The following is a 21909-nucleotide window of genomic DNA, read 5'->3' as shown; positions in this document are numbered from 1 at the left end:
TCTTCGGGATTGTTGCTGTTTTCGAATCAGGGCGATTTTATCCACAAGGTCGAAAGCCCCAAGAAGGGCTATCTGAAGCAGTACCGCGTGACGCTGGCGCGCCCCTTTACCGAAGAACAGAAGGCGGAGCTGTTGCGTGGCGTGATGCTTAAAGACGAGCGCCGCCCTGTGCTGGCCCGCGAACTTTCAGTCGATGGCGACTCCGTGTTGATTTCGATTGGCGAAGGACTGTACCACCAGGTCCGCCGTATGTTTGCCGCCGTAGGCAATCACGTGGAAACTCTGAAGCGTGAAGCCATCGGCCCGGTGGTGCTGGACCAGACGCTTGGCAAGGGCGGGTGGCGTTATCTGACGGCAGAAGAAGTTGCCTCGCTGACCTAAGGTTAATCCATTAAGGACAAAGCAAAAAGCCTCGACAATGTCGAGGCTTTAAAACTTATGTAGCAAAGTGAATTAGGCTTCTTCTTCGGCCTGGATTTCCTGCGGCTGGGCAGAAATCATGACGTCGCGGTCTTCGGCTTCGAGTTTGGCGTTCACGCCCTCGACCAGGGCTTCGAGACTGTTGATCTTGTCCTTGATGTCGTTGCTGAACTTGAACGACGGAACCATGCGTTCTTCGATAAGGACAGTCTCGCCGGTGCGGGGGTTGCGAGCCGGGCGAGCCTTACGCGGCTTGCAGCTAAAAGTGCCGAAACCACGAATCTCGATGGTGTTGCCTTCGATCAGTTTTTCGCCCAAAAGGTCGAGGAACTGTTCGATAACGGTCTTAATATCGTTGCGCACAAATCCAGTGGACTTGGCGATTTCTTGAATCAGTGCTTGTTTAGTTATATTTGCCACGGCTTAAATATAGGTTTATCAACGAGTTAGCGTACCGGTCCCGCTGAAATTAAATAATTTTTTCGGGCTCTAGTTGCGGAATATTTGTGAATAATTGTGGTTAAAATGTTGAAAAGTTTCAAGCTCAGGAATTTGGATGTTTTTCCGAACACAATCCTCAGTCCCATGGACGGGGTGACGGATGCTCCGTTCCGTAGACTTTGTCGCGTTCTTTCGGGCAATCGCATGGGTCTTTTGGTGTCGGAATTCGTTCCGACCGACGGAGATGCCGTTTTTTGCCTGGATGGCCACAAACAACTCAAGTTCTTTCCTGAAGAACGTCCGTTTGGAGTCCAAATTTTCGGGCGGTTCCCTGACAAGATGGCCGCTGCCGCTAAAAAGATTGCCGAAAACCTTCACCCGGAGTTTATTGAGGTGAATGCGGGCTGTCCGGCGCCCAAGGTGGCGGGGAAGGGGAGCGGTTCAGGCCTTTTGCGTGACCTGCCGCGCCTGCAAGAGATTCTGCACGATGTCCGTGCTGCTCTGGATACTTGCGAACAGAATATCCCGTTGACGCTCAAGTGCAGAATCGGTTGGGATGACCAGAGCATTAACGTGATGGAAACGCTTGCGATTGCCGAGGGCGAGGGCGTCGAGATGCTCACGGTGCATGGCCGTACCCGCCTGCAGGGGTACAACGGCCTTGCCAATTGGGAATGGATTGGCAAGGTCGCGGCCGCGGCCAAGATTCCCGTCATCGGGAATGGCGACGTGAATAGCGTCGCGACCGCCCGTGAAAGACTTGAAACCTATGGCGTGTCGGGCGTGTCCATTGGCCGCGGCGCCATGCACAACCCGTGGATTTTCGGACAAATTGCCGACGCCTGGGAAGGTAAGCCGGAACATCAGATTACTGCGGAAGAAGCGCTTGACGTGTTCCCGCTTTACTACAAGTTTAAGCTCGAAGACGGCTCTACAGAACTCGGAGCATTAGGTCGCCTTAAACAGCTTGCTGCAAGACTTTGCAAGGGCTTTGACGACCCTGAATTGCAAGTGCGACAGGCTCTGCTTACTGCGCAGACACCACAAGAATTTTTCGAACGCCTAGAGGTGTTGAGAAATGGCGTTGTGAAATCCATGTGCTACGATCCGAACCGCTTGGTAAACCTGAATGGAGCCAAAGAAACCGAATTGAGGTTCGGTGACCAGTTTGCCGGAAGGTAAATAATTTTTATACGAAATTTTTCTGATAAACTTTTCTGTGAAAAAATAGCGCTTTTTAGCGAAAAAGAAGAGAAGAAAAATAACTTGTACGAATAGCGTATGACAGGAGAATGATAATATAAAAATTGTCGTTCAGTAAAGGTTATTTTGTATGAAAAAAATAATCGTTGCAAGTTTGACAACGCGAAAAAAATAAACTATTGTTAAAGAGCTTTTTGAAGGGATAGAAAATATGGCAATAGTAAGCGTTAGAATGGAAGACGAAACAAAGAGAAAGTTTGAGACTTTCTGCGATTCCGTTGGAATCACTGTTTCGGCAGCAGTAAACATGTTCGTGAAAATGACAATCCGTGAGGATCGTTTGCCGTTTGATGTCAAGGGGCATTCGTTTGAACCGCTGGGAAAGGCTATTCAGGCGAAAGGCGTTGACTAGAGCACCTCGCCTAATCGAATCTTGCTTATCGTTATGGGAAGTCGCCCTATTATGGGGCGACTTTTTTGTTTTTTTTTACCTCAAATATTCCAATTTGGAATGATGGGTATGTGCTTTTTTCTGGAGATAATTGCCCAAACGTATTTTTCTTATATATATTGGTTTCAGCAATTGTTCTTAAGAAGGAAGAATATGAAGAACAAAATTTTCGCTTTTAAAGACGCGGTAGAGTTCGAAAACGAACTTTTCCTGTTTAGCAAGTGGTATAAGGAACATGGTTCCCCTACCATGTGCTTCCAAATCCATTCGGCCATATTGGAACCGGAAAAACTGAAGCCCGTTTGGGATATTCTGGAAAGGGTGTTCCCCAATGTTCCGTGGTTTGGCAATTCTACGAGCGGAAATATTGTGGACTGCGAACAGACGGTCGATATTTCGGTGTCCGCAATCATTTTTGAAAGGCCGACGACCCGGTTCCGAGTCTTCCAGTACGACTTTTCCAGGGAATCTGTCGGTGGCATAGCAAACGAAATCGTGAAAGAGGCGGATCGAAATCCCTGGGTCAAGGCGGTGGAAATTTACCACTGCATTTCGCCGTTCTCGACGACGGCTCTTTGCGAGGGGTTGGACGCCATGGCGCCCGATATTCAGGTTTTCGGTGGTATTGTTTGTTCTCCCGATATTACGAGCCCGAATTCTTGCGTGTTCTCCTCGGTGGGCGGATACTCCAAGTCGAGCCTTCTGGTGGTTTTTTATGGCGGTGTGGACCTGCATGTGGATTCCCGCAAGATTAGCGGCTGGAAGCCGATTGGCCGTAACTTCCATGTGACCCGTTCCGAAGGCAATGTCCTTTACGAATTGGGCGGTATTCCGGCATACGAAGTCTACAACAAGTATCTGAACATCAAGAACGACAAGAACTTCTTCTATAACGCACTTGAATTCCCGATGCTTTACGAGCACAACGGAATTTCGATTGTGCGCGCGGCGGGTGCAAGTAATCCGGACGGTTCGTTGACGATGTCTTCGGATATCGATGAAGGTTCTATTGTCCGCCTGTCGTACGGTGAACCGCAGTTGATTGTGCAACGCATTAAGGAAGAAAGTGAAAAGTGCTTGCAATTCGCACCCGAAGTGCAGCATATCTTCTCTTGTGCGGCGCGTAAGGCGTTCTGGTCGCAGCGTGAACCGACCTATGAGATTTCTCCGTTCAAGGGCTTGGCTTCGAGTACCGGATTCTTTTCGCATGGTGAATTCCTGCGCGAAAAGGGGCACTTGAACCAGCACAACATTACGCTTGTATTTGCCTCGATGCGTGAAGGTCCGGCGGTAAAGCATGAGCCTGTCAAGGTTGAAGATATTCAGGAAGGTATGTCGACGAGGCTTCCGCTGGCTGCCCGTATGGCAACGTTCATTCGTGAAACTTCGTTTGAATTGGAGCAGATTAATAGCAAGCTCCGTGTGATGAACGAACACTTGCAAGATGTCGCGACGACAGATGCCTTGACGGGGCTTGAAAACAGGCTTGCCTTTGACGAAATTCTCAAGATGATCAGTCAGGAAGATGCGGAATCTTCGGGTACCTGGACCATGGTCCTGATGGATGTGAATGGCCTTAAGTATGCAAACGATACGTTTGGCCATCAGGCGGGCGATGCCTTGATTATGGCTGCGGCTAAAGCAATCAAGGGTGCTTATGGCGCTGCGGGAAACTGCTTTAGAATCGGTGGCGACGAATTTGCCGTGGTGACGCGTGCTCCGCTTGATTCGTTGTACCCGCTCTACTCGAATTTGCAGAAAAATATCGAGGATTACAATAAGGAAGCTCTGTATCATTTGTCGATTGCTGTGGGCGAAAGCCGCTTGCGCAGTGACTCTGGGGTTCGCAAGTCTATAAGCGACTGGAAGATGGAAGCCGACTTGAACATGTACCGTGACAAGGTGCGTTTCCACAAGCCGATGGAAAATAACGAAAGCCAGAACCTGAAGGACTTGATCACTTGCTTGATCTCGGTGGAAGAAGCGAAGGATTCTTACACGGCGCACCACTCCGAGCGTGTTAGGGTGTATACGGAGCTTCTTGCCCGTTCGCTTGGCCTCTCCGAAGGCTCGGTGTCGCTGATTACGCATGCCGCACACTTGCACGATATCGGCAAGATGGGTATTAACGATAATGTCCTTGGAAAACCGGGTAAGCTGACCGACGATGAATTCTCTATCATTAAGCAGCATCCGGTGATTGGCGCAAAGATCTTGATGCAGTCGAACTACACGCATGAACTGGTGCAGATTGTCTTGCATCACCACGAACGCTACGATGGCCGCGGTTATCCGGAAGGCCTGAAGGGTGAAGAAATTCCGATCGGTGCCCGCATTATCGCTATTGCGGATTCGATTGATGCCATGACGAGTAAGCGTGTGTACCGTGACGCCATGTCGCTCGATTACTGTAAAAAGGAAATCGAGAAGAACCTGGGCGTCATGTACGATCCGGCTATCGGCAAGGTGGCGCTAGATCATTGGGACGAAATCGTGGACTTGCTGCTGAAAATGCAGTCGGGGCGCCCGAAAGTGTTCGATGATAAGAAGTAGTTTTCTGTTTCGAACAAAATTTATAACGAAAAAGCCGCCGGATTTGCTCCGACGGCTTTTTAATTGTTTCTTGAAAATTATCGCTTGTCGCGGTCGACCCAGGCACGGGCGGTGTGGCCCGTGTAGATCTGGCGCGGACGGTTAATCTTGGAATTCGGGTCGTCGTGCATTTCCTTCCAGTGGGCAATCCAGCCGGGGAGTCGGCCGATGGCGAACATCACGGTAAGCATGTTCGTCGGGATGCCCATGGCGCGGTAGAGAATGCCCGAGTAGAAGTCCACATTCGGGTAGAGTTTGCGTTCGATAAAGTAGTCGTCCTTGAGGGCGGCTTCTTCGAGCTTGAGCGCGATGTCCAGCAGCGGATCGTGGAAATGCTCGCGTTCGAACACCTGGTACATAAGCTTCTTCAAGACCTTCGCGCGCGGATCGTAGCTCTTGTAGACGCGGTGGCCGAAACCGGAAAGACGGAACGGGTCGTTCTTGTCCTTGGCCTTTGCCATCACCTGTTCGATGGTCATGCCGCTCTGCTGAATGCGCAGGAGCGTTTCGAGCACGGCCTGGTTGGCGCCGCCATGGAGCGGGCCCCACAGGGCGCAAATGCCGGCGCAGATACTTGCGTACAAGTTGGCGTGAGAGCTGCCCACCATACGCACGGTCGAGGTAGAGCAGTTCTGTTCGTGGTCGGCGTGTACAATCAGAAGCGTGTTCAGCGCCTTTTCCATAATCGGATCCGGATGGTAGGAACGGGCCTTGCTGCTGAACATCATGTTCAGGAAGTTGCTGCAATAGCTGCGTTCCGCTTCGGGGTACACGAACGGTTCGCCGATGCTTGCCTTGTAAGAGAAGGCGGCAATCGTGCGAATTTTCGAAATCAGGCTTGCAGTCGTGAGGTCGAACACGTCGGCGATGTTTTCATCGTCGTAGAAACGCGGCGTAAACAGGCCCACGGCATTCACGATGGAGCTCAGAATACCCATCGGGTGGGCACTCGGCGGCATCTGCCTAAAGAAGTGCAGAAGGTTCTCGTGGAGGAGAGAGTTCTCGGTCAACAACGTGCGGAAACGCGCCAGCTGCTGCTGAGTCGGCAGTTCACCGTAAATCAGGAGCCAGGCGGTTTCGGGGAAGGTAGCCTTTTCGGCAAGGTCTTCGATACTGTAGCCGCGGTAACGCAGGATTCCGTGTTCGCCGTCCACGTAAGTGATAGCGCTACGGGTGCTACCGGTGTTCAGGTAGCCGTAATCCAAGGTCACCAGGCCGGTTTCCTTGCGGAGTTTGCAGATGTCGAGACCGTGTTCGTTTTCAGCACCTTCAACAACAGGGAGCTCGATGCTCTTTCCGTTGTAACTTAAAATGGCGTTGTCGGACATTATTCCTCCAGGAGGTACGGATTCCCGCACCTTACTTCATCTTCAAAATGCAATTATAGATATTGTCGAACAGCTTGGGAAGCTTTTCGGTCGGCACGGCAGAGAATGCGAGGCGAATCAGGCCAGAAAGCATGATGGTGCCCGTGCTGTAGTCCTTGATGAGCTTTTCGCGGAGCTGTTCTGCGTCAACGCCCTTCGGCTTGATGCACATAAAGTAGCCGCTGTTGCACGGCATCGGTTCAAAGGCGTCCTTGTATTCCGGATGGGCGGCAAAAACTTCCTTGATGATGTCGTAGCGCTTCTTGAGCACAGCGTACTTTTCCTGCTTCTGCTGCTGGTATTCGGGGCTCTGGAATGCGGCGAGCAGGATCTTCTGGCTGATGCTCGGGGCGTTGGAAATGTTACCACGGACGGTACCGGCGGCCTTGTCTTCGAGAGCCTTGAGCTGTGCTTCGGTAGCACCCTTGAAGCCGAAGCTCATGAAGCCCACGCGGAAGCCCCATACGTAGTCTTCCTTGGTCGGACCGTCGAGCTTGACAGCGAGGAGGTTTTCGTGAGCGTCCACGAGCTTCACGAACAGGGATTCCTTTGTCACGCCTTCTTCGTACACGAGTCCGAAGTAAGCATCGTCGAGGAGAGCCACCACCTTGTTGCCCTTGGCGGCGCATTCCGTGAGAATCTTGGCGATTTCGACAGCTTCCTTTTCGGTAGCGGTATAGCCGGTCGGGTTGTTCGGGAAGTTCAGGAGAACGACCTTCTTATCACCCTTGCTAGCTTCGAGAGCGGCCTTGAGGGCTTCAGTGTCGAAGCCGCCGTTCTTGAAGGTATTGAAAGTCTTAATCTTGGCGCCACGGGCGTTTTCGAACACGAGTTCGTAGTTGTCCCAGTACAGGTCCGGGATAATCACTTCGTCGCCGGCGTCGAGGAACATGTAGCCGGCGCAGCTGATGGCATGCGTCAGGGCGGCGGTCACCACCGGGTTGCTGAAGCTCTTGGTGGCAAGCGTCGGGTTCTTCTTGATGTCCAGTTCCTTCCAGGCCTTGCGGAGGTCCGGGTTACCGAAGCTCGGGGCGTACAGGAAAGAAGTCTTGGGGAGGTTCAAGGACTTGAGAACGCAATCCAGCACCAACGGGCTGCCATCGTCTTCGAGGGCGGTTCCGATGGTAGCGTTGATTTCGGAGCCCTTGGCTTCGGCGCCTTGGCCGAGGATTCCCTTGCGGGGGAAGAAAATCGCCTTGCCCTGTTCAGAGAGCATGTCGAGAACTTTGCAGCCGTTTGCAGAAAGTTCTGCATTCAGAGCCTGTGCTAAAGGATTGTAGTTCATAGTGGTGTCCTTTTAAATTTTTGCGGGTGCAAAAATAGAAAAAAACAGCCACCCTATCTCTAACCAAAAACTTAAATAAAGGCTTTATTTTAGTCTTTTACGCAGCGCACATTGGCAAGGTTTCGGCTTGCCAATGTATAGCCCGTCGTAATAATGTAACCCGGTCTGTCCTTGGATTCCGTAGAGGTCCAGAATACCGATGTTTCGTGCTTGCCGAGGTCTTCTGACACAAGCGCATTGTCGCCATACGGATTCAGTTTTTCAAAATCTGTAACAGGGGTAAAGCAGTCCCCTTGGTATTTTGTATAGGGGTTGGGCGAATCCCAAAAATTGTCCGATTCTTCTTCGCTTGGTAAATGCCAGCCTGCGGGGCATGCCTTTTTGGCTTGTTCCCAGGTGTAGTACTTGCCGAAGGCCTTGCAAACGTCTTCGTTTTCCTTACAATAGGTAGAATCGATTTTATACTTGTAGTTGCAATCAACACGTCCGCCTATAAGCGGGTGCTCGCATGAAAAGTTGAAACTGTCGTCGCAGGTCAAGCGCTTGGTAAGTTCGCAGGCCGAATTGGAGTCGACAACGTCCATCGCGTAGGCGAGATTCTGGTTCATCCAGGTTTTTCCGTTCACGACTACGGTCTGGTAAGTCTTTCCGTCGCGTTCGTCCGTAAATTCTCCGTATTCGAATTCGAATACGGCGGGCGAAGTTGGGTCGGGCGGATCAACCCAATCAACTCCGGCAGGCTCGTCCCTCAAGCAACGAACCGTGAAGAAATATGCTGGATTGATTCTGGTTTCGTCGTAGAAAAATGCGTGATGGTAACCATCATGGACGCGTGTTGCGGTCTCGTTGTCAATGCCCCACAATACTCCGAATTTGTTTGTAAAAAAGATTGCAGGGGGTTCTTTTTCGTGGTCGGGAACTAAACCTTCCCACCAGGCGTAAGCGAAGTAGCCGTCAGGTCTTGCAGAAAATCCGTATTTGTTGGTAGCCTCTTCGGGCTTGTTTCCGTAGCTGGTAATTTGTGGCCAGTCGGTTGTCCTTAAGTCTTTGCCAGCATTGCATTTTCCGCCTACGGCCCTGTACAGTTGTTCGACTTCGGTGGAGTCGGGAATGTGGAAACCTTCAGGGCAAATTCCACGAATAAATCCCTTGCCGGAACAGTCGCCCGTTTGGGCGCATTCGGTAGCATTGGTGCTGTAAACTCCGGCGCTGTCAATGGCAATCATCCAATAGTAAAAATTAGAGGTGTTAAACGATGGCGGATTAGATTCATCGCCCATGTATTCTTCATAGACCTGATATAGAGGGGTGTAGAGGTTACTAGAACTGAAGTCTTCTGTTGAATAGGTTCCGTTTTCGATGAGCTCCATGACGTCGAGGGTGAGGTTCTGCGCCAACCACACTTGGTTTCCGATAGTGGTTGTCTTGTAGACCTTGCCGTCACGAAGGTCTGTGATTTCGCCGTCCTTGACGACGGAACCGTCTGAAGTCGCTTGAGAAGAGGAGCTTTTATCGGAAACCGTGGCCGAATCTGCGGCCGATGAACTGGATTGTTCTATTGTAGCCGAGCTGGATTCTGTGCCGGTGATGGCCGAACTGGATTCCACAATAGAAGGGCTGGAATCTTCGGGGGCAATAGGAGAACCCTTGTCTGACGAATCCGAGCAGGCTGTTAAAAGCAATGCCGCAGCACCTGTGATTTTCCAAAACTTGTTCATGAATTTCCCTTTCCCAAAATAGTTTAATCACAAATATATATATCGTATGAGGTGAAAGGTGGAATAATACATTTTTCTCGTGATGGAAAGCACCAAAAATTGCATAAAAAGGATTGCATTGTAAATGTTATTGCTTTTGGTTGACACTTAATTTATATTTGAACACGATTTGGAGGTCTTATGAAAAGAGTTTGGGCTTGTTGTGCCGCTGTTTCGCTTGCGCTTTTGGCGTGTGGCGACGATTCTTCGTCGGGATCTAACGGGAATCATGTTTCTGCAGGATCCAATCGTGTTGGCCTTCAAATGGCTAGCAAATGTCTTGACAATGGTTTGGGCGTTTTATACAAAAAAGCGGGTTCCGATGATTTGGATAAAGCGTACCTAGTTGAAGATTCAACGGGAAACAATCAAATCTTGGTTCCTGAATTGAATGACTACTGCGACATTATGGCTGATTTCAAGTCAAAACGGTCGGGCGATACTTTGGAAATTTGGTTTGATCTGGAAAATGCTGCCGTGACAAACTGCATGTGCATCAAGGATCACCTGTTCAGCATTAAGTCAAGCGATGCCGACGCCAAGTATTTCAAGTATTCTGGCGATGTCTTTGCGGTGACTTCTGAACCCGCGCCCGAAAGGCCCGAAATCGAGGAACCGACTATTCCCGATGCGCCGGAATTTGATGAATCCGCCCCGCATCAAGAAGTGACGGATGTCATTGGCCAGTGCGATGCAACACCTGGCGTAAATGAAGACTTGTTGAGCGAAAAGTTCCGTCTTGTAGATGGCTGGAGTGATTTTTCTGAAAAAAATTCTGATGAGAAATCCACGCCGATTGCAAGAACGCATGTTGAAGGGGAAAATGTCGTATTGGTTTTTGAGGCGTCCTTTGATTGCGACAAGAAGGTTGAATCCGTCAATGTCTATCCTTCGAACGACACGCTTTATGCAAAACCGGAAACAAGCGTCATTGAATCGGTCAAATTGGCTCCGGGCGAAGGCTGCGGTTGCTATACGCGCTCTGCATTCGCTCTCAAGAATGAAGGCGCTTATGCCGATGCGAAGTACATGGTCTTTGGAAACCACATGGAATACGTGTATACGCTGAAACCTGGAATTGAAAAATAATCATCACCAAACGCTCCTTGGAATGATTAGCGCACCCCTTTTGGGGGTGCGTTTTGGCTATACTTCGCCGATGCGGGTCATTTTGAGGAGCGGCATGCCGGCGTCGCGGCATTCGGCAAGGTCGATCTCGAAATCGATACTCCAATCGTTGAAATCTTCTTCGTCTTGCAGCATTTGCTGAATATGCATTATGTTGCCTTCGTAAGTCACGATTGTGTGCCGCAGCGAACGTCCTTCAACATCAAGGCGGAAGTTATGATGTTCCGCTGTATAGGCGGCCATGATTTCAAGCAGGCGTGGTTCTGTCCAAGGCTTGCCTTCGCCGTCTACGAGCATTTGGCCTTCGGCGAGGTCGTCGGCGAGTAAGTCCAAGACGTCGCTGTAGGCCTGCTTTTGCAAGGCGCTCATGAGCTGGAAAATGCGCTGACGAACCATAGTGAGGAAACGTTTCTTGTCGTAGGTGATGTCGGCGGCAATCTTGTCTGCGCCAAAGGCGGTTTCTTGCTCGGTGGCGCCCGCGGCTTCCATGCGTTTCTGGTAGTCTTCGGGGTGGGCCATCTTTTCCCATTCTTCAAGCAAGCTCGAGTCAGTACGGCGAATCATGTCGCCGAGGTAATCTTGCATGTCGAGAAGTTCTTCGTTCTTGTAGCCGTCGGGAACAGTCTGCGAAAGGACCTTGTAAACGCTGTTCAGGTGTCGCAGTAAAATGGCTTCCATACGCTGCAGGCCGTATTGCTTTACGTAACCGCTGAAGGTACTGAAGTTTTCGAACATTTCACGCACGATGCTCTTGGGCTCAATGTTTTCGTCTACCCAGGGGTGTTCTTCGGCGAAGGCGTTGAAGGTGTCATAAATGAAATCGCGGAGCGGTTTGGGATATTCCACCTTCTCGATTTCTTCCATACGCTGGTTGAATTCCATGCCCTGCGCCTTGAGCTCGTCAAGGCGTGCGTTGCGTGCCCGGTTCTGCTGGATGCGAAGAATTGTTTCAGGATTTTCAACGATGCTTTCGCATAAAGTAATTACATCAAGTGCGTATTCGGGGCTTTCGCGGTCCAGTTTTGGAAGCGTATCCACTACGTATAGCGAAAGCGGTTGGTTCATGGAAAAGTCGTCTTGCAAATCCATGTTCACGCGGAGCTTGCTGTAGCCGGGTGCAATCGGTGTAATGAACTCGATAATGTTCTTCTTGACAAGGCTCTTGAAAAGCTGGAAGGCGCGGTGTTGCAATTGCTTTTTGCTGGAGGCGCTTTCGTGGCAATCCTTGAGCAAATTGCGCATGGCGGTACAACCGTCTGTAGGGCGGCTCAGAATGTTCAGGAGCATTCCGTGGCTCACCTGGAAACTGGAGGTGAGCGGTTCCGGTGACGATGCAATCAGACGCTTGAATGTACTTTCGTCAAAGGGAACGTAGCCATGTTCGGGCGGTTTCTTTTTCTGGAATTTTTTGCCGGTCTGCTTGGTTTTTGCTTCCAGCTTCAAGTTTTCGATGACGTGTTCGGGAGCCTGCGCGACCACATAGCCGATGTCGTCAAAGCCCTTGCGGCCAGCGCGACCTGCAATCTGGTGAAAATCGCGGGCGGTCAAAATAGCTGTCTTGTCGCCGCTGTACTTACAGAGCTGCGTAAACAGCACCGTTCGAATTGGAACGTTTACTCCCACGCCAAGCGTATCGGTGCCGCAAATGACCTTGAGCAAACCTTTCTGCGCGAGTTTTTCGCAGAGAATGCGGTATTTGGGCAAAAGTCCGGCGTGGTGCAGGCCGATGCCTTGCTTGAGCCATCGCTTGACTTCAGGACCATAGGGACTGCTGAAGCGCATCTCTTTAATCGCTTCGTTAATTGCCTGCTTTTCTTCTTTAGTACACAGGTCCAAACTCATGAAGTTTTGGGCGTTGGTGGCTGCTGCCGCTTGTGTGAAATGCACTACGTAAACGGGCGCCTTGCCGCTAGACACGAGTTTTTGCACCGTGTTTGAAATTTCGGTTTCGGAATAGCTGAAATCGAGCGGAACCGGACGCTGCGAAGACCGCACTGTCACCGATTCGCGGCCCGTATGCTTTGTCATGTCGCGCTCGAAAAATTCAGTGGCGCCGACGGTTGCGCTCATCAGCAGGAATCGTGCCTGCGGAAGCGTGAGCAGCGGAACCTGCCAGGCAACGCCGCGTTCTTTGTCGGAATAATAATGGAACTCGTCCATGACCACGTCGGTAATCGTGAGCATTCCGCCTTCACTTAGCGCCATGTTGCTCAGGATTTCTGCGGTACAACAAAGTATGGGGGCGTCGTGATTGACGGTTGCATCGCCTGTTGAAAGGCCTACATTTTCGGCGCCGAATTCCTTGCAGAGTGCCATCCATTTTTCGTTGACTAGGGCCTTGATGGGGCAGGTGTAAACACTGCGGCGTCCATGTGCCAAGCTGTCGAAATGAAGTGCCAGGGCAACCATGGATTTCCCGGAACCCGTGGGTGTGTTTAGGATGACGTTTTTACCGTCCAAAAGCTCCAGGATGGCTTCTTCTTGAGCGGGGTAGAGTGTGGTGCCGCGGGATTCTGCCCATGCCATAAACGCGTCCAACAGGGTTTCGGCGCCTTCATTGGCGTTAAAAGGGGTTTGGGGCAAGAAATCTTTAAGGGTTTTGCGGGCGTTTTCACTCATAAAGCCAAAGATAGATATTTGTGGGTAAGTCTGTTTTTCTAAATTGTAGGCGTATTGAGTTTGAAGGAATACCATTTATGGCGACAAAGAAAAAAGAAGAAACCGACATTGGTGAATTGCTTAAGGATTTGGCAAAGAATTGGTACATTATGTTGCCGACCATTCTGCTTGCTGGCGTTGTGGGCCTCCTCGTTGCAATGTGGATCCGGCCGGTGTATCAAGTAGATGCTTTGATTCAGATTGAATCCAAGAACAGCAAAGGTGCCGCCAGAATGATGGGGGGGATGGGAGCCCTGTTCTCTACAAGTAGCCCTGCTGAAACAGAAATGGAACTCATCAAAAGCCGTCAGGTGATGGGTGCCGCTGTTGAAAAAATGCGCTTGGATTTGAAAGCGGAACCTCTCGACAAACTTGATCGTTTGTTTCATCGTGAAGGTCGCGTTGAATTAAACAATTTCCATGTGAATTGGGAAAATGTTCCTAAAGAAGAACAGGAACAGCCTTGGGAAATGCTTGCCAAGGATTCACTCGGAAATTTTGACCTCTTTGACCAGAATGGAGAAAAGGTCCTTTCGGGAAGCGTTGGGCAGACGTATCACTTTATGTATGCGGGGGATACTGCTTCTTTTGGCGTGTTTAGGGCTGAAGTCCGACCTGGCCAGAGATTCGCTATTACAAAAGCTAAACGTCTAGATGCTATTGACAGCTTCCGTGATGCATTCGATGTCAAGGAAAAGGGTAAGAAAACTGGAATTCTGGAATTTTCTTACCAGGATGTGTATCCGGACCGTGCTGTAGAAATTTTGAATGAAGTGGCTTCTTCCTATTTGCGTCAGAACGTTGAAGAACGTAATGCCGAAGCCCAGAAGACTTTGGAATTTTTGGAAAAGCAACTGCCCGATGTCAAGGCCCAGATGGATTCGTCTCTCTTGAATCTGAATACGTACCGCAATCGTGTGGGTTCTGTCGATATCAATGCTGAAACGCAGTTGGTGCTCCAGCGCCGTATGAAACTGCAGCAAGATATTCTTGCTTTGCAGCAGAAGAAGCAGGGTGCGATTCGCCTGTTCCATGCAGAACATCCGACCGTCAAGACTCTTGAAGAACAAGAAGAAGCTTTGCGTCGAGAACTTGCGGGCACTTCTAGTGAAGTCAAAAAACTCCCTGCAACGCAGCAAGAAGTGCTGAAACTTTCGAATGAGGTGGAACTCGCGAAGGTGATGTATACGACGATGCTTAACAACATTCAGCAGCTGCGCTTGGTGTCTGCTGGTGAAGTGGGATCTGTGCGTGTTATCGACTTTGCCGAACAGGTGACAAAGCCTTCGAAACCGAGAAAGAAGGTTATTCTGGCTGTAGCCCTGTTCTTTGGTTTCTTGCTGGGAGCTCTCATTGTGTCCATCAAGTCGAAAATCAGTAGCGGTGTGAAGAGTGCGTCGTTTATTGAAAAGGAAACTGGCTATACTGTTTACGCCAAGGTGCCCAAGGGTAACCCCAAGGGAACCAAGGGGACAAGGCCGCTTGCCGTGGTGGAACCCGACGATGTCGCCGTGGAATCGCTGCGTGCCCTCCGTTCCTCTTTGGAATTCTCGATGATGGATGAAGGCGGCTCCGTGGTAGGCGTGAGCGGATTGATTCCGGGTGTTGGCAAGAGCTTTGTTTCTGTGAACTTGGCTGCGTTGTTTGCCGGTCTTGGCAAGAAGGTGCTGTTGATTGATGCGGACCTTCGTAAGGGAAGGCTTCATAAGGAATTTGGCATCAAGCGCGGTAATGGCCTTTCGCAGGTGCTGTTGCGCGAAGTGAAAGTCGAAGATGTCGTTTATAAGACTGAAGTCGAAAACCTGTTTGTGGTGCCCTGCGGCAATGTTCCGGCGAACCCGGCCGAATTGCTCGGTTCTAAGCACTACGCCGAATTGATTGAAGAATTCAAGAAGGGCTACGACTTGGTTATTGTCGATACACCGCCGATTATGCTGGTGACGGATGCTGCTCTCGCTTGCCGCGTTGCCGCCCAGATTGTGATGGTGATCGAATACAACAAGCATTCTATCGAAGCGATTAAGGATGGTATGTCGCAAATCCTTAAGGGCAATTCCAGCGCTCATGCATCGATCGTGATTAACAAGTATGAACACAGTCGCACCGAAGGGTATGGCTACAAATACGGGAAGTACTAATGAAAGGAATCGTGCTCGCCGGAGGCTCCGGTACTAGGCTTTACCCGCTGACCATGGTGACCAGTAAGCAGCTTTTGCCTGTTTACGACAAACCCATGATCTACTACCCGCTTTCGACGCTTATGCTTGCGGGCATTCGCGACATCCTTATTATTTCGACTCCGACGGATTTGCCGAACTTTGAACGTTTGCTCGGTGACGGTTCTTCGATGGGCCTGAACTTGAGCTACAAGGTGCAGCCGAGTCCCGATGGTCTTGCCCAGGCATTTATTTTGGGTGAAGAATTTATCGGCAATGATTGTTGCGCGATGGTGCTCGGTGACAACATCTTCTACGGCAACGGCTTTAGCCCGCTCCTGAAGGCTGCCGTGAAAAATGCCGAACAGAATGGCCGTGCAAGCGTGTTCGGTTACTATGTAGAAGATCCGGAACGCTTTGGCGTGGTGGAATTCGATGAATCGGGCAAGGTGATTTCGGTGGAAGAAAAGCCGAAGGAACCCAAGAGCAATTACGCTATTACGGGACTTTATTTCTACGACAATCGTGTGTCTGCATACGCTAAGGCCCAGAAACCCAGCGCCCGTGGCGAACTGGAAATTACCGACCTGAACCGCGTGTATTTGGACAAGGGCGAACTTGACGTGAAACTCTTGGGCCGCGGCTTTGCTTGGCTCGATACCGGAACCATGGACAGCCTGATTGAAGCGGGCGAGTTCGTGAAGATGGTGGAAAACCGCCAGGGAATCCAGATTTCTGCGGTTGAAGAAATTGCCTACATTAACGGCTGGATTACCAAGGATAAACTCTTGGAGTCTGCTGCCAAGTACGGAAAGTCTCCGTACGGTCAGCACCTGCGCAAGGTCGCCGAAGGCAAGATCCGTTACTAATTTGATTACGTGCTATTGAAAAAGGCCTGGTGTGAAAACCAGGCTTTTTAATATGAATGTGATAGGGTCGAGCGGTCTCTTGTGAGTCGCAAGCGACTCATTTTAATGAGTCGTGGCGACGAGAGCGAGGCGAAATCACATTTTTATGAACGCAACAGAGCCGAGCGGTCTCTTGTGAGTCGCAAGCGACTCGGCTTAATGAGTCGTTGCCTCTTACGGTAATTCGCCGCCGATCAATTCCATCTGCTTTTTGTAGATGTCCTTGCAAGCGTTTTCGCCGAGGTCAAGGAGCGTGTTGAGCATGTTGCGGTCAAAGCTTGCGTGCTCGCCGGTGCCTTGGACTTCGATGAAGTTCTTCGCGTCTTGCATCACCACGTTCATATCAACGTCGGCGGCAGAGTCTTCTACATAGCAGAGGTCGCAGAGCGGCTTGCCCGCAACAACGCCGACAGAAATTGCCGTAATGCCGTGCTGCAGAATCTGCTGCGTGAGACCGAGACGGGCCTTGATTTTCTTGAGAGCGAGCGCAAGGGCCACGAAGCCGCCGATAATGCTTGCGGTACGAGTGCCACCGTCGGCTTCGATCACGTCGCAGTCGACCACGATGGCGTTTTCACCGAGGGCGGCCAGGTCGGCTGCGCCGCGCAGCGAGCGGCCCACCAGGCGCTGGATTTCTTGCGTACGGCCGCTCGCGCCCTTGCGCTCGCGTTCCACACGCTTACCCGTACTTTGCGGGAGCAGGCTGTATTCAGCCGTAATCCAGCCCGTGCCTTTGCCAGCGAGCCAGTCCGGAACTTTCGGGAGGAGAGTCGCGTTACAGATAACGCGGGTACGACCCATTTCAATCAGAACAGAACCATCGGCGCTCGAAATAAAGCCCGTGGTCATTTTAAGGTTGCGGTATTCGTCAAACTTTCTGTCGGTACGTTCGTACGCCATAATTCTACCTCTTAATATTTCAAAGTCTCGATTACACCTTTCTTGAAGGTGCCCAGAATGTACATCTGGCTCGTGTAATTCTTGAGCTCGGCGAGCGCGGCCTGGGCGCGATCCTCGCTTACGTTTGCTTCGAACGATACGTGGAAAATGTATTCCCACGGTTTGTCCGGGTGCGGGCGACTTTCGCAGCGGGTCAAGTTGATGCCGCGCTTGGCAAAGCAACCCAACGCATTGTAGAGTGCGCCTACGGCGTTATTGTCGGCCAGTTCGAACAGCATGGTCGTCTTGGCGCCTTCAATGGTGTCGAAGGCTGCGGGAACCTTTTGAATTCCGTAGAAACGCGTGAAGTTCGTTCCCTTCAAGTTTTCAAGGCCCGCCTTCAGAATGTCCAAGTTGTAAATCTTTGCGGCGTAAGCGCTTGCGATGGCGCCTTCGTCTTTAGCCTTGCGAGCAGCGAGCTCTTCGGCAGAGCCTGCGGTATCGAATGCCGGAACCGCCTTGATCTGCGGGTTTTCTGCAAAGAACTTGGAACACTGCGCAAGAGCCTGCGGGTGGCTGTAAACGCGCTTGAGGTCGCCAAGCTTGACACCCGGCATCACGCACAAGGTGTGCTCGATGCGGAGCATGACTTCGCCCACAATACGGTGACGCCACTTGTACAGCAAATCGTAGTTTGCTTCGATGGAGCCTGCTGTCGAATTTTCGATAGGAATGGCGCCGCCGTCGGCTTCACCCGTTTCGATAGCCTGGTAGATTTCTTCGAAAGTGTCCATCGGGAGCGTTTCGATATCTTCGCCGAACAGATAATGTGCGGCGCAATCGCTATAGGCACCCTTGCGGCCTTGGAATGCAATTTTCTTCATAGTGCGAAATATAATTATTTAAATCTTCTGGCGCCTTGGTACTTGTGACCCCAGTACTTGTCCTGCATGGGCGAAATCATCACGCCGTTCTTGGTGCTTGCGTGAATGAATCGGCCTCCGTTCAGGTATATGCCCACGTGGTCTATTTTCCAGAGGCTTCCGAAAAATACGAGATCGCCTTCTTTCAGGCCTCCGCGACTCACAGATTTCCCGCGGCTATCCTTGTACATTTTAGATGCGCTGTGGTCGAGGGCGATGTTGTAGTAGCCCTTGTAAACTTGCATCACGAATCCGGAGCAGTCTGTCTTGGTTCGGGTTGCCTTGCCGTAAACGTACTTGGCTCCCATCCATTTCCTGGCGTAAGTCTCCAGGTCTCCGCGGGGGGCTGCCTTTTTGGCGGCTTTGGCCACTTCTTTCTTCTTGATGGCCGCACGTGCCTTTTCGGCGGAATTCATGTGCTTGGTGGAATCTTGAGTCGAGTCGGCTTGAACAGTTTGTTGTTCGGGCTCGGCAGGCGATTCTTCTTTAGGCGGAGTAGAGGCGGTTTCGCTAGCGGGCACGCGCTTGTAGTCGCCAATGCTTCGGTCGTAGCCCGTGCGCACCGGGAAGGAGCAGCAAGTGAACCCTAAGCAGATTAGGGCCAGTAAAGGGACTACGGTTTTAAAGCGGAAAAGCATCAGGTGAAAAATAGTTAATATTTGAAGAGTATGAATATTCTTAAGAAGACCTTTATCGCAATTGCCCTTTGCGGGGCGGCCCTGTGTAGCTTTGCTGCCGATGTCAAACCCTATGTAGAAGCGGATGCGCTCCCGAATGCTCTGAATTTTTACCCGGCACCGCCTGATACCATGTCTCCGCAGTTCATGTACGATATGTCGCAGTACATGTGGGGCAAAAAGATGCGTCAGGATTCTGCTCGCGCTGCTCTTGCGGTTGCGCAAGCGGTGGAGACTATTGCCGAGATGGCCAAGATGTTCAGCGAACCTTTTGGCATGGAAATCTCTGCGCAAAAGACTCCTGCTATCATGAATTTGCTCGAACGCGGAATCAGGACGCTTAAGCAACCGGGAAGCATTCCCAAGAGACATTACAATAGGCGTCGTCCTTATGACCGCTTTAATGAGCCGACGCTTGTCCCTGCTGACGAAGAAAGGCTGAAAACAAATGGCTCTTATCCGTCTGGACATACTATTCGCGCATGGGCGATGGCTTTGTTGCTGATTGAGGTGAACCCGGCTGCTCAGGATGCCCTGCTGAAATACGCCTACGAATGGGGCCAGAGTCGTGTGATTGCCGGCTTCCACTGGCAAAGTGATGTGGACGCCTCGAAGGTGATTGTCTCGGCTGCCTACCCGAGTTTGCATACAAACGAAGCTTTTATGGCCGACATGCGTAAGGCCCAGGCCGAATTCAAGAAGCTGAAGGCCGCGGCTGCGAAGCCCTCTGCACCGAAGACCGGGAAGAAGTAAGCCCGCTTACTTGATTGAAGAAAATGAAAAAACGCAGGCTCAATCGAGTCTGCGTTTTGAATTTTATGGATTGCTTCGCCCCTTCAGGGGCTCGCAATGACGAATGCCAGATTAGCGGACGACTTTTCTGTCATCAGCAGTCATTTCGAGGAACTGGGCGACAGTCATCTGACCCTTGGGGACTCCTACGGAGTCCTTCCCGCTCGCCTCGGTCATGTCAGCCCGCAAGCGGTCTGCCGCGACGCTCGGCTTAGGCGGTAATCGCCTTCCTTACGCTTACGCACAAAAAAACGTAGGCTCAAAGGAACCTACGTTTGTGAATGTTTTTTCGGTTATCGACTAACGGACGACTTTTCTGTCATCAGCGGTCATGTCGAGGAAGGCCTGGACAGTCATATTGCCCTTGTCACCTTCTTTACGACGGCGGACAGAAACGACGCCATCTGCCACTTCCTTCTCGCCGACGATGAGGAGGTACGGCACCTTCTGCAATTCGCACTGGCGGATCTTGTAGCCGAGCTTCTCGTTGCTTTCATCGACTTCCACGCGGACGCCGGCGTTCACGAGTTCCTTCTCGACCTGCTTTGCATAGTCAACGAACTTCTCGGAAATCGGGAGCACGCGGGCCTGCACCGGAGCGAGCCACAGCGGGAAATCGCCCATGAATTCTTCAATCAAAATACCGAGGAAGCGTTCGATGGAACCCACGGCGGCGCGGTGCAACATCACCGGAATGTGCTTCTGGTTGTCCTTGCCGACATACTCGGCACCCAGACGCTGCGGGAGGTTGAAGTCCACCTGGATCGTACCGCACTGCCAGTCACGACCGAGGCTGTCCTTCAGCGTGAATTCAAGCTTCGGGCCGTAGAAGGCACCTTCACCCGGGTTCAGGATGTAGTCGAGGCCAGCGAGCTTCGTAGCTTCGGCGAGGGCGGCTTCAGCCTTGTCCCAGATTTCGTCGGAACCCACGCGCTTTTCCGGGCGGGTGGAGAACTTCACCACGATATCGTCGAAACCGAAGTCGTGGTAGATTTCCTTCACGAGGGCGCAGAAGTCGGCCACTTCGCTTGCAATCTGGTCTTCGGTACAGAAGATGTGGGCGTCGTCCTGCACAAAGCCGCGCACGCGCATCAGGCCGTGCATCGTACCGGCAGGTTCGTAACGGTGGCACTTACCGAATTCGGCAAGGCGCATCGGAAGGTCACGCCAGCTACGGAGACCCGTGTTGAAAATCTGGATGTGGCAGGGGCAGTTCATCGGCTTCACGGCCATTTCCACGTCGCCAGCGAGCGTCTTGAACATGTTCTCGTTGTACTTGTCGGCGTGGCCGGACTTGATCCACAAAGTCTTGTTCACGATTTCCGGAGTGATCACTTCGAGGTAGCCGCGACGGTCAATCTTACCGCGGATGTAGTCCTTCAGGGCGTTCACCATCTTGGTGCCCTTCGGGTGCCAGAACACCATGCCCGGAGAATGGTCTTCAATGTGGTAGAGGTCCATTTCCTTGCCGATCTTGCGGTGGTCGCGCTTCTCGGCCTCTTCCAGGAACTTCAAATAAGTTTCGAGACCTTCCTTGTCGGCAAAGCAAGTGCCGTACACGCGGGTCAGCTGGTCAGAGTTCTGGTCGCCATGCCAGTAGGCGCCTGACATCGAGAGCACCTTGAAATTCTTGAGCTTGCCAGTAGAAGGCACGTGGGGGCCGGCGCAGAGGTCTTCAAAGTTCTTGCCCGGTTCGCCAGTCACGTAGAAACTGAGAGTGCCGTCGCTACCCTCGCGGGCGAGAGCGCGTTCAGCGTTGTCCGTCTTGTACTTGTCGCCCTCGGTGCGCTTCAGGCCATCGGCGGCGCTGACTTCGCAACGGGTAAACGGACGGTCTTCCTTGATGATTTCCTTCATGCGCTTTTCGATGCGCTCGAAATCCGACTGCTGGATCGGGGTCGGTGTCATCAAATCGTAGTAGAAACCCTTTTCGATAGCCGGACCGTAGGCGAGCTTGGTGCCCGGGAACAGGTCGCAGATGGCTTCGGCAAGCACGTGGCTGCAGCTGTGACGCAGGAGCATCAGAGCATCCGGGTCGTCGTTGCTCGGCGTGATAATCTTGATGGTGCCGCTCTCGGTGAGCGGGCGCGTGAGGTCGAGGACCTTATCGCCGAGTTTGACGCCAAGCGCCTTGCGTGCAAGACCTTCGGAAATGCCCTTCGCGATTTCGAGGCCGGTGGTGCCCGATGCTACGGAACGTACGGAGCCATCGGGGAAGGTGAGTTCGATTTGAGACATAAATAATCCTTTTTGTGGGCGGTTCTCGCCCGGT

At 51.6% G+C, this 21909-nt stretch carries 16 protein-coding genes and 1 pseudogene; 8 read left to right on the top strand and 9 right to left on the bottom strand.

Annotated features, from left to right (window positions below; translation table 11 throughout):
- Positions 1-381, top strand: a pseudogene (locus QZN53_RS05595) (rRNA pseudouridine synthase); the annotation flags it as partial.
- Positions 382-453: 72 nt separating this feature from the next.
- On the opposite strand, the gene QZN53_RS05590 reads toward QZN53_RS05595, so the two are convergent.
- Positions 454-840, bottom strand: coding sequence for an HU family DNA-binding protein (locus QZN53_RS05590; RefSeq protein WP_163437895.1), 387 nt, complete (start codon positions 838-840; stop codon positions 454-456).
- Positions 841-945: 105 nt separating this feature from the next.
- On the opposite strand from QZN53_RS05590, the gene QZN53_RS05585 reads away from it, so the two are divergent.
- The 3 genes from QZN53_RS05585 (at position 946) to QZN53_RS05575 (ending at position 5068) form a co-directional block, all read left to right on the top strand.
- Entirely contained in the window at positions 946-2043 is a 1098-nt protein-coding gene (locus QZN53_RS05585) for a tRNA-dihydrouridine synthase (RefSeq protein WP_163437894.1), read from the top strand.
- Between the two features lie 232 nt (positions 2044-2275).
- Positions 2276-2476, top strand: a complete 201-nt coding sequence (locus QZN53_RS05580; RefSeq protein WP_163437893.1) for a type II toxin-antitoxin system RelB/DinJ family antitoxin — start codon at positions 2276-2278, stop codon at positions 2474-2476.
- Positions 2477-2668: 192 nt separating this feature from the next.
- Positions 2669-5068, top strand: a complete 2400-nt coding sequence (locus tag QZN53_RS05575; RefSeq protein WP_163437892.1) for an HD domain-containing phosphohydrolase — start codon at positions 2669-2671, stop codon at positions 5066-5068.
- 77 nt (positions 5069-5145) lie between these two features.
- On the opposite strand, the gene QZN53_RS05570 is transcribed toward QZN53_RS05575, so the two are convergent.
- From QZN53_RS05570 to QZN53_RS05560, 3 genes are all read right to left on the bottom strand, one after another.
- Positions 5146-6435, bottom strand: coding sequence for a citrate synthase (locus tag QZN53_RS05570; protein ID WP_163437891.1), 1290 nt, complete (start codon positions 6433-6435; stop codon positions 5146-5148).
- 31 nt (positions 6436-6466) lie between these two features.
- Entirely contained in the window at positions 6467-7759 is a 1293-nt protein-coding gene (locus QZN53_RS05565) for an aminotransferase class I/II-fold pyridoxal phosphate-dependent enzyme (RefSeq protein ID WP_072801336.1), read from the bottom strand.
- An 89-nt stretch (positions 7760-7848) separates the two neighbouring features.
- A complete protein-coding gene (locus QZN53_RS05560; RefSeq protein WP_163437890.1) occupies positions 7849-9477 on the bottom strand; it encodes an FISUMP domain-containing protein in 1629 nt (542 codons plus the stop codon).
- 180 nt (positions 9478-9657) lie between these two features.
- Here QZN53_RS05560 and QZN53_RS05555 point away from each other — a divergent pair, with 180 nt between their 5' ends.
- Positions 9658-10605 (top strand): hypothetical protein, encoded by a 948-nt coding sequence (locus tag QZN53_RS05555; protein WP_163437889.1) that lies wholly within the window; start codon positions 9658-9660, stop codon positions 10603-10605.
- A 57-nt stretch (positions 10606-10662) separates the two neighbouring features.
- Here QZN53_RS05555 and QZN53_RS05550 read toward each other — a convergent pair whose 3' ends face one another.
- Positions 10663-13263, bottom strand: coding sequence for an RNA helicase (locus QZN53_RS05550; RefSeq protein ID WP_163437888.1), 2601 nt, complete (start codon positions 13261-13263; stop codon positions 10663-10665).
- Between the two features lie 77 nt (positions 13264-13340).
- Here QZN53_RS05550 and QZN53_RS05545 point away from each other — a divergent pair, with 77 nt between their 5' ends.
- Together QZN53_RS05545 and rfbA are read left to right on the top strand one after the other, a co-directional pair.
- On the top strand, positions 13341-15440 hold the full coding sequence (locus QZN53_RS05545; RefSeq protein WP_163437887.1) for a polysaccharide biosynthesis tyrosine autokinase: 2100 nt from the start codon (positions 13341-13343) through the stop codon (positions 15438-15440).
- A complete protein-coding gene (gene rfbA / locus QZN53_RS05540) occupies positions 15440-16327 on the top strand; it encodes a glucose-1-phosphate thymidylyltransferase RfbA (RefSeq protein WP_073323293.1) in 888 nt (295 codons plus the stop codon). Before QZN53_RS05545 ends, rfbA begins: the two co-directional genes overlap by 1 nt.
- 213 nt (positions 16328-16540) lie before the next feature.
- Here the strand turns inward: rfbA and rph are convergent, their stop codons facing one another.
- Genes rph through QZN53_RS05525 form a run of 3 tightly spaced genes read right to left on the bottom strand, consistent with a single transcriptional unit; the run spans position 16541 to position 18806 of the window.
- Positions 16541-17266, bottom strand: a complete 726-nt coding sequence (gene rph / locus QZN53_RS05535; protein WP_163437886.1) for a ribonuclease PH — start codon at positions 17264-17266, stop codon at positions 16541-16543.
- 11 nt (positions 17267-17277) lie between these two features.
- Entirely contained in the window at positions 17278-18129 is an 852-nt protein-coding gene (locus QZN53_RS05530; protein ID WP_163437885.1) for a prephenate dehydratase, read from the bottom strand.
- A 14-nt stretch (positions 18130-18143) separates the two neighbouring features.
- Positions 18144-18806 (bottom strand): C40 family peptidase, encoded by a 663-nt coding sequence (locus QZN53_RS05525; RefSeq protein WP_163437884.1) that lies wholly within the window; start codon positions 18804-18806, stop codon positions 18144-18146.
- A 30-nt stretch (positions 18807-18836) separates the two neighbouring features.
- On the opposite strand from QZN53_RS05525, the gene QZN53_RS05520 reads away from it, so the two are divergent.
- Positions 18837-19598 (top strand): phosphatase PAP2 family protein, encoded by a 762-nt coding sequence (locus tag QZN53_RS05520; protein WP_163437883.1) that lies wholly within the window; start codon positions 18837-18839, stop codon positions 19596-19598.
- Positions 19599-19937: 339 nt separating this feature from the next.
- On the opposite strand, the gene thrS is transcribed toward QZN53_RS05520, so the two are convergent.
- Positions 19938-21875 (bottom strand): threonine--tRNA ligase, encoded by a 1938-nt coding sequence (gene thrS, locus QZN53_RS05515; RefSeq protein WP_163437882.1) that lies wholly within the window; start codon positions 21873-21875, stop codon positions 19938-19940.
- Positions 21876-21909: the final 34 nt, after the last annotated feature.

The organism is uncultured Fibrobacter sp. (assembly GCF_900316465.1).
Taxonomy (GTDB): domain Bacteria; phylum Fibrobacterota; class Fibrobacteria; order Fibrobacterales; family Fibrobacteraceae; genus Fibrobacter.
This window is presented reverse-complemented; position numbering and strand designations above follow the sequence as displayed.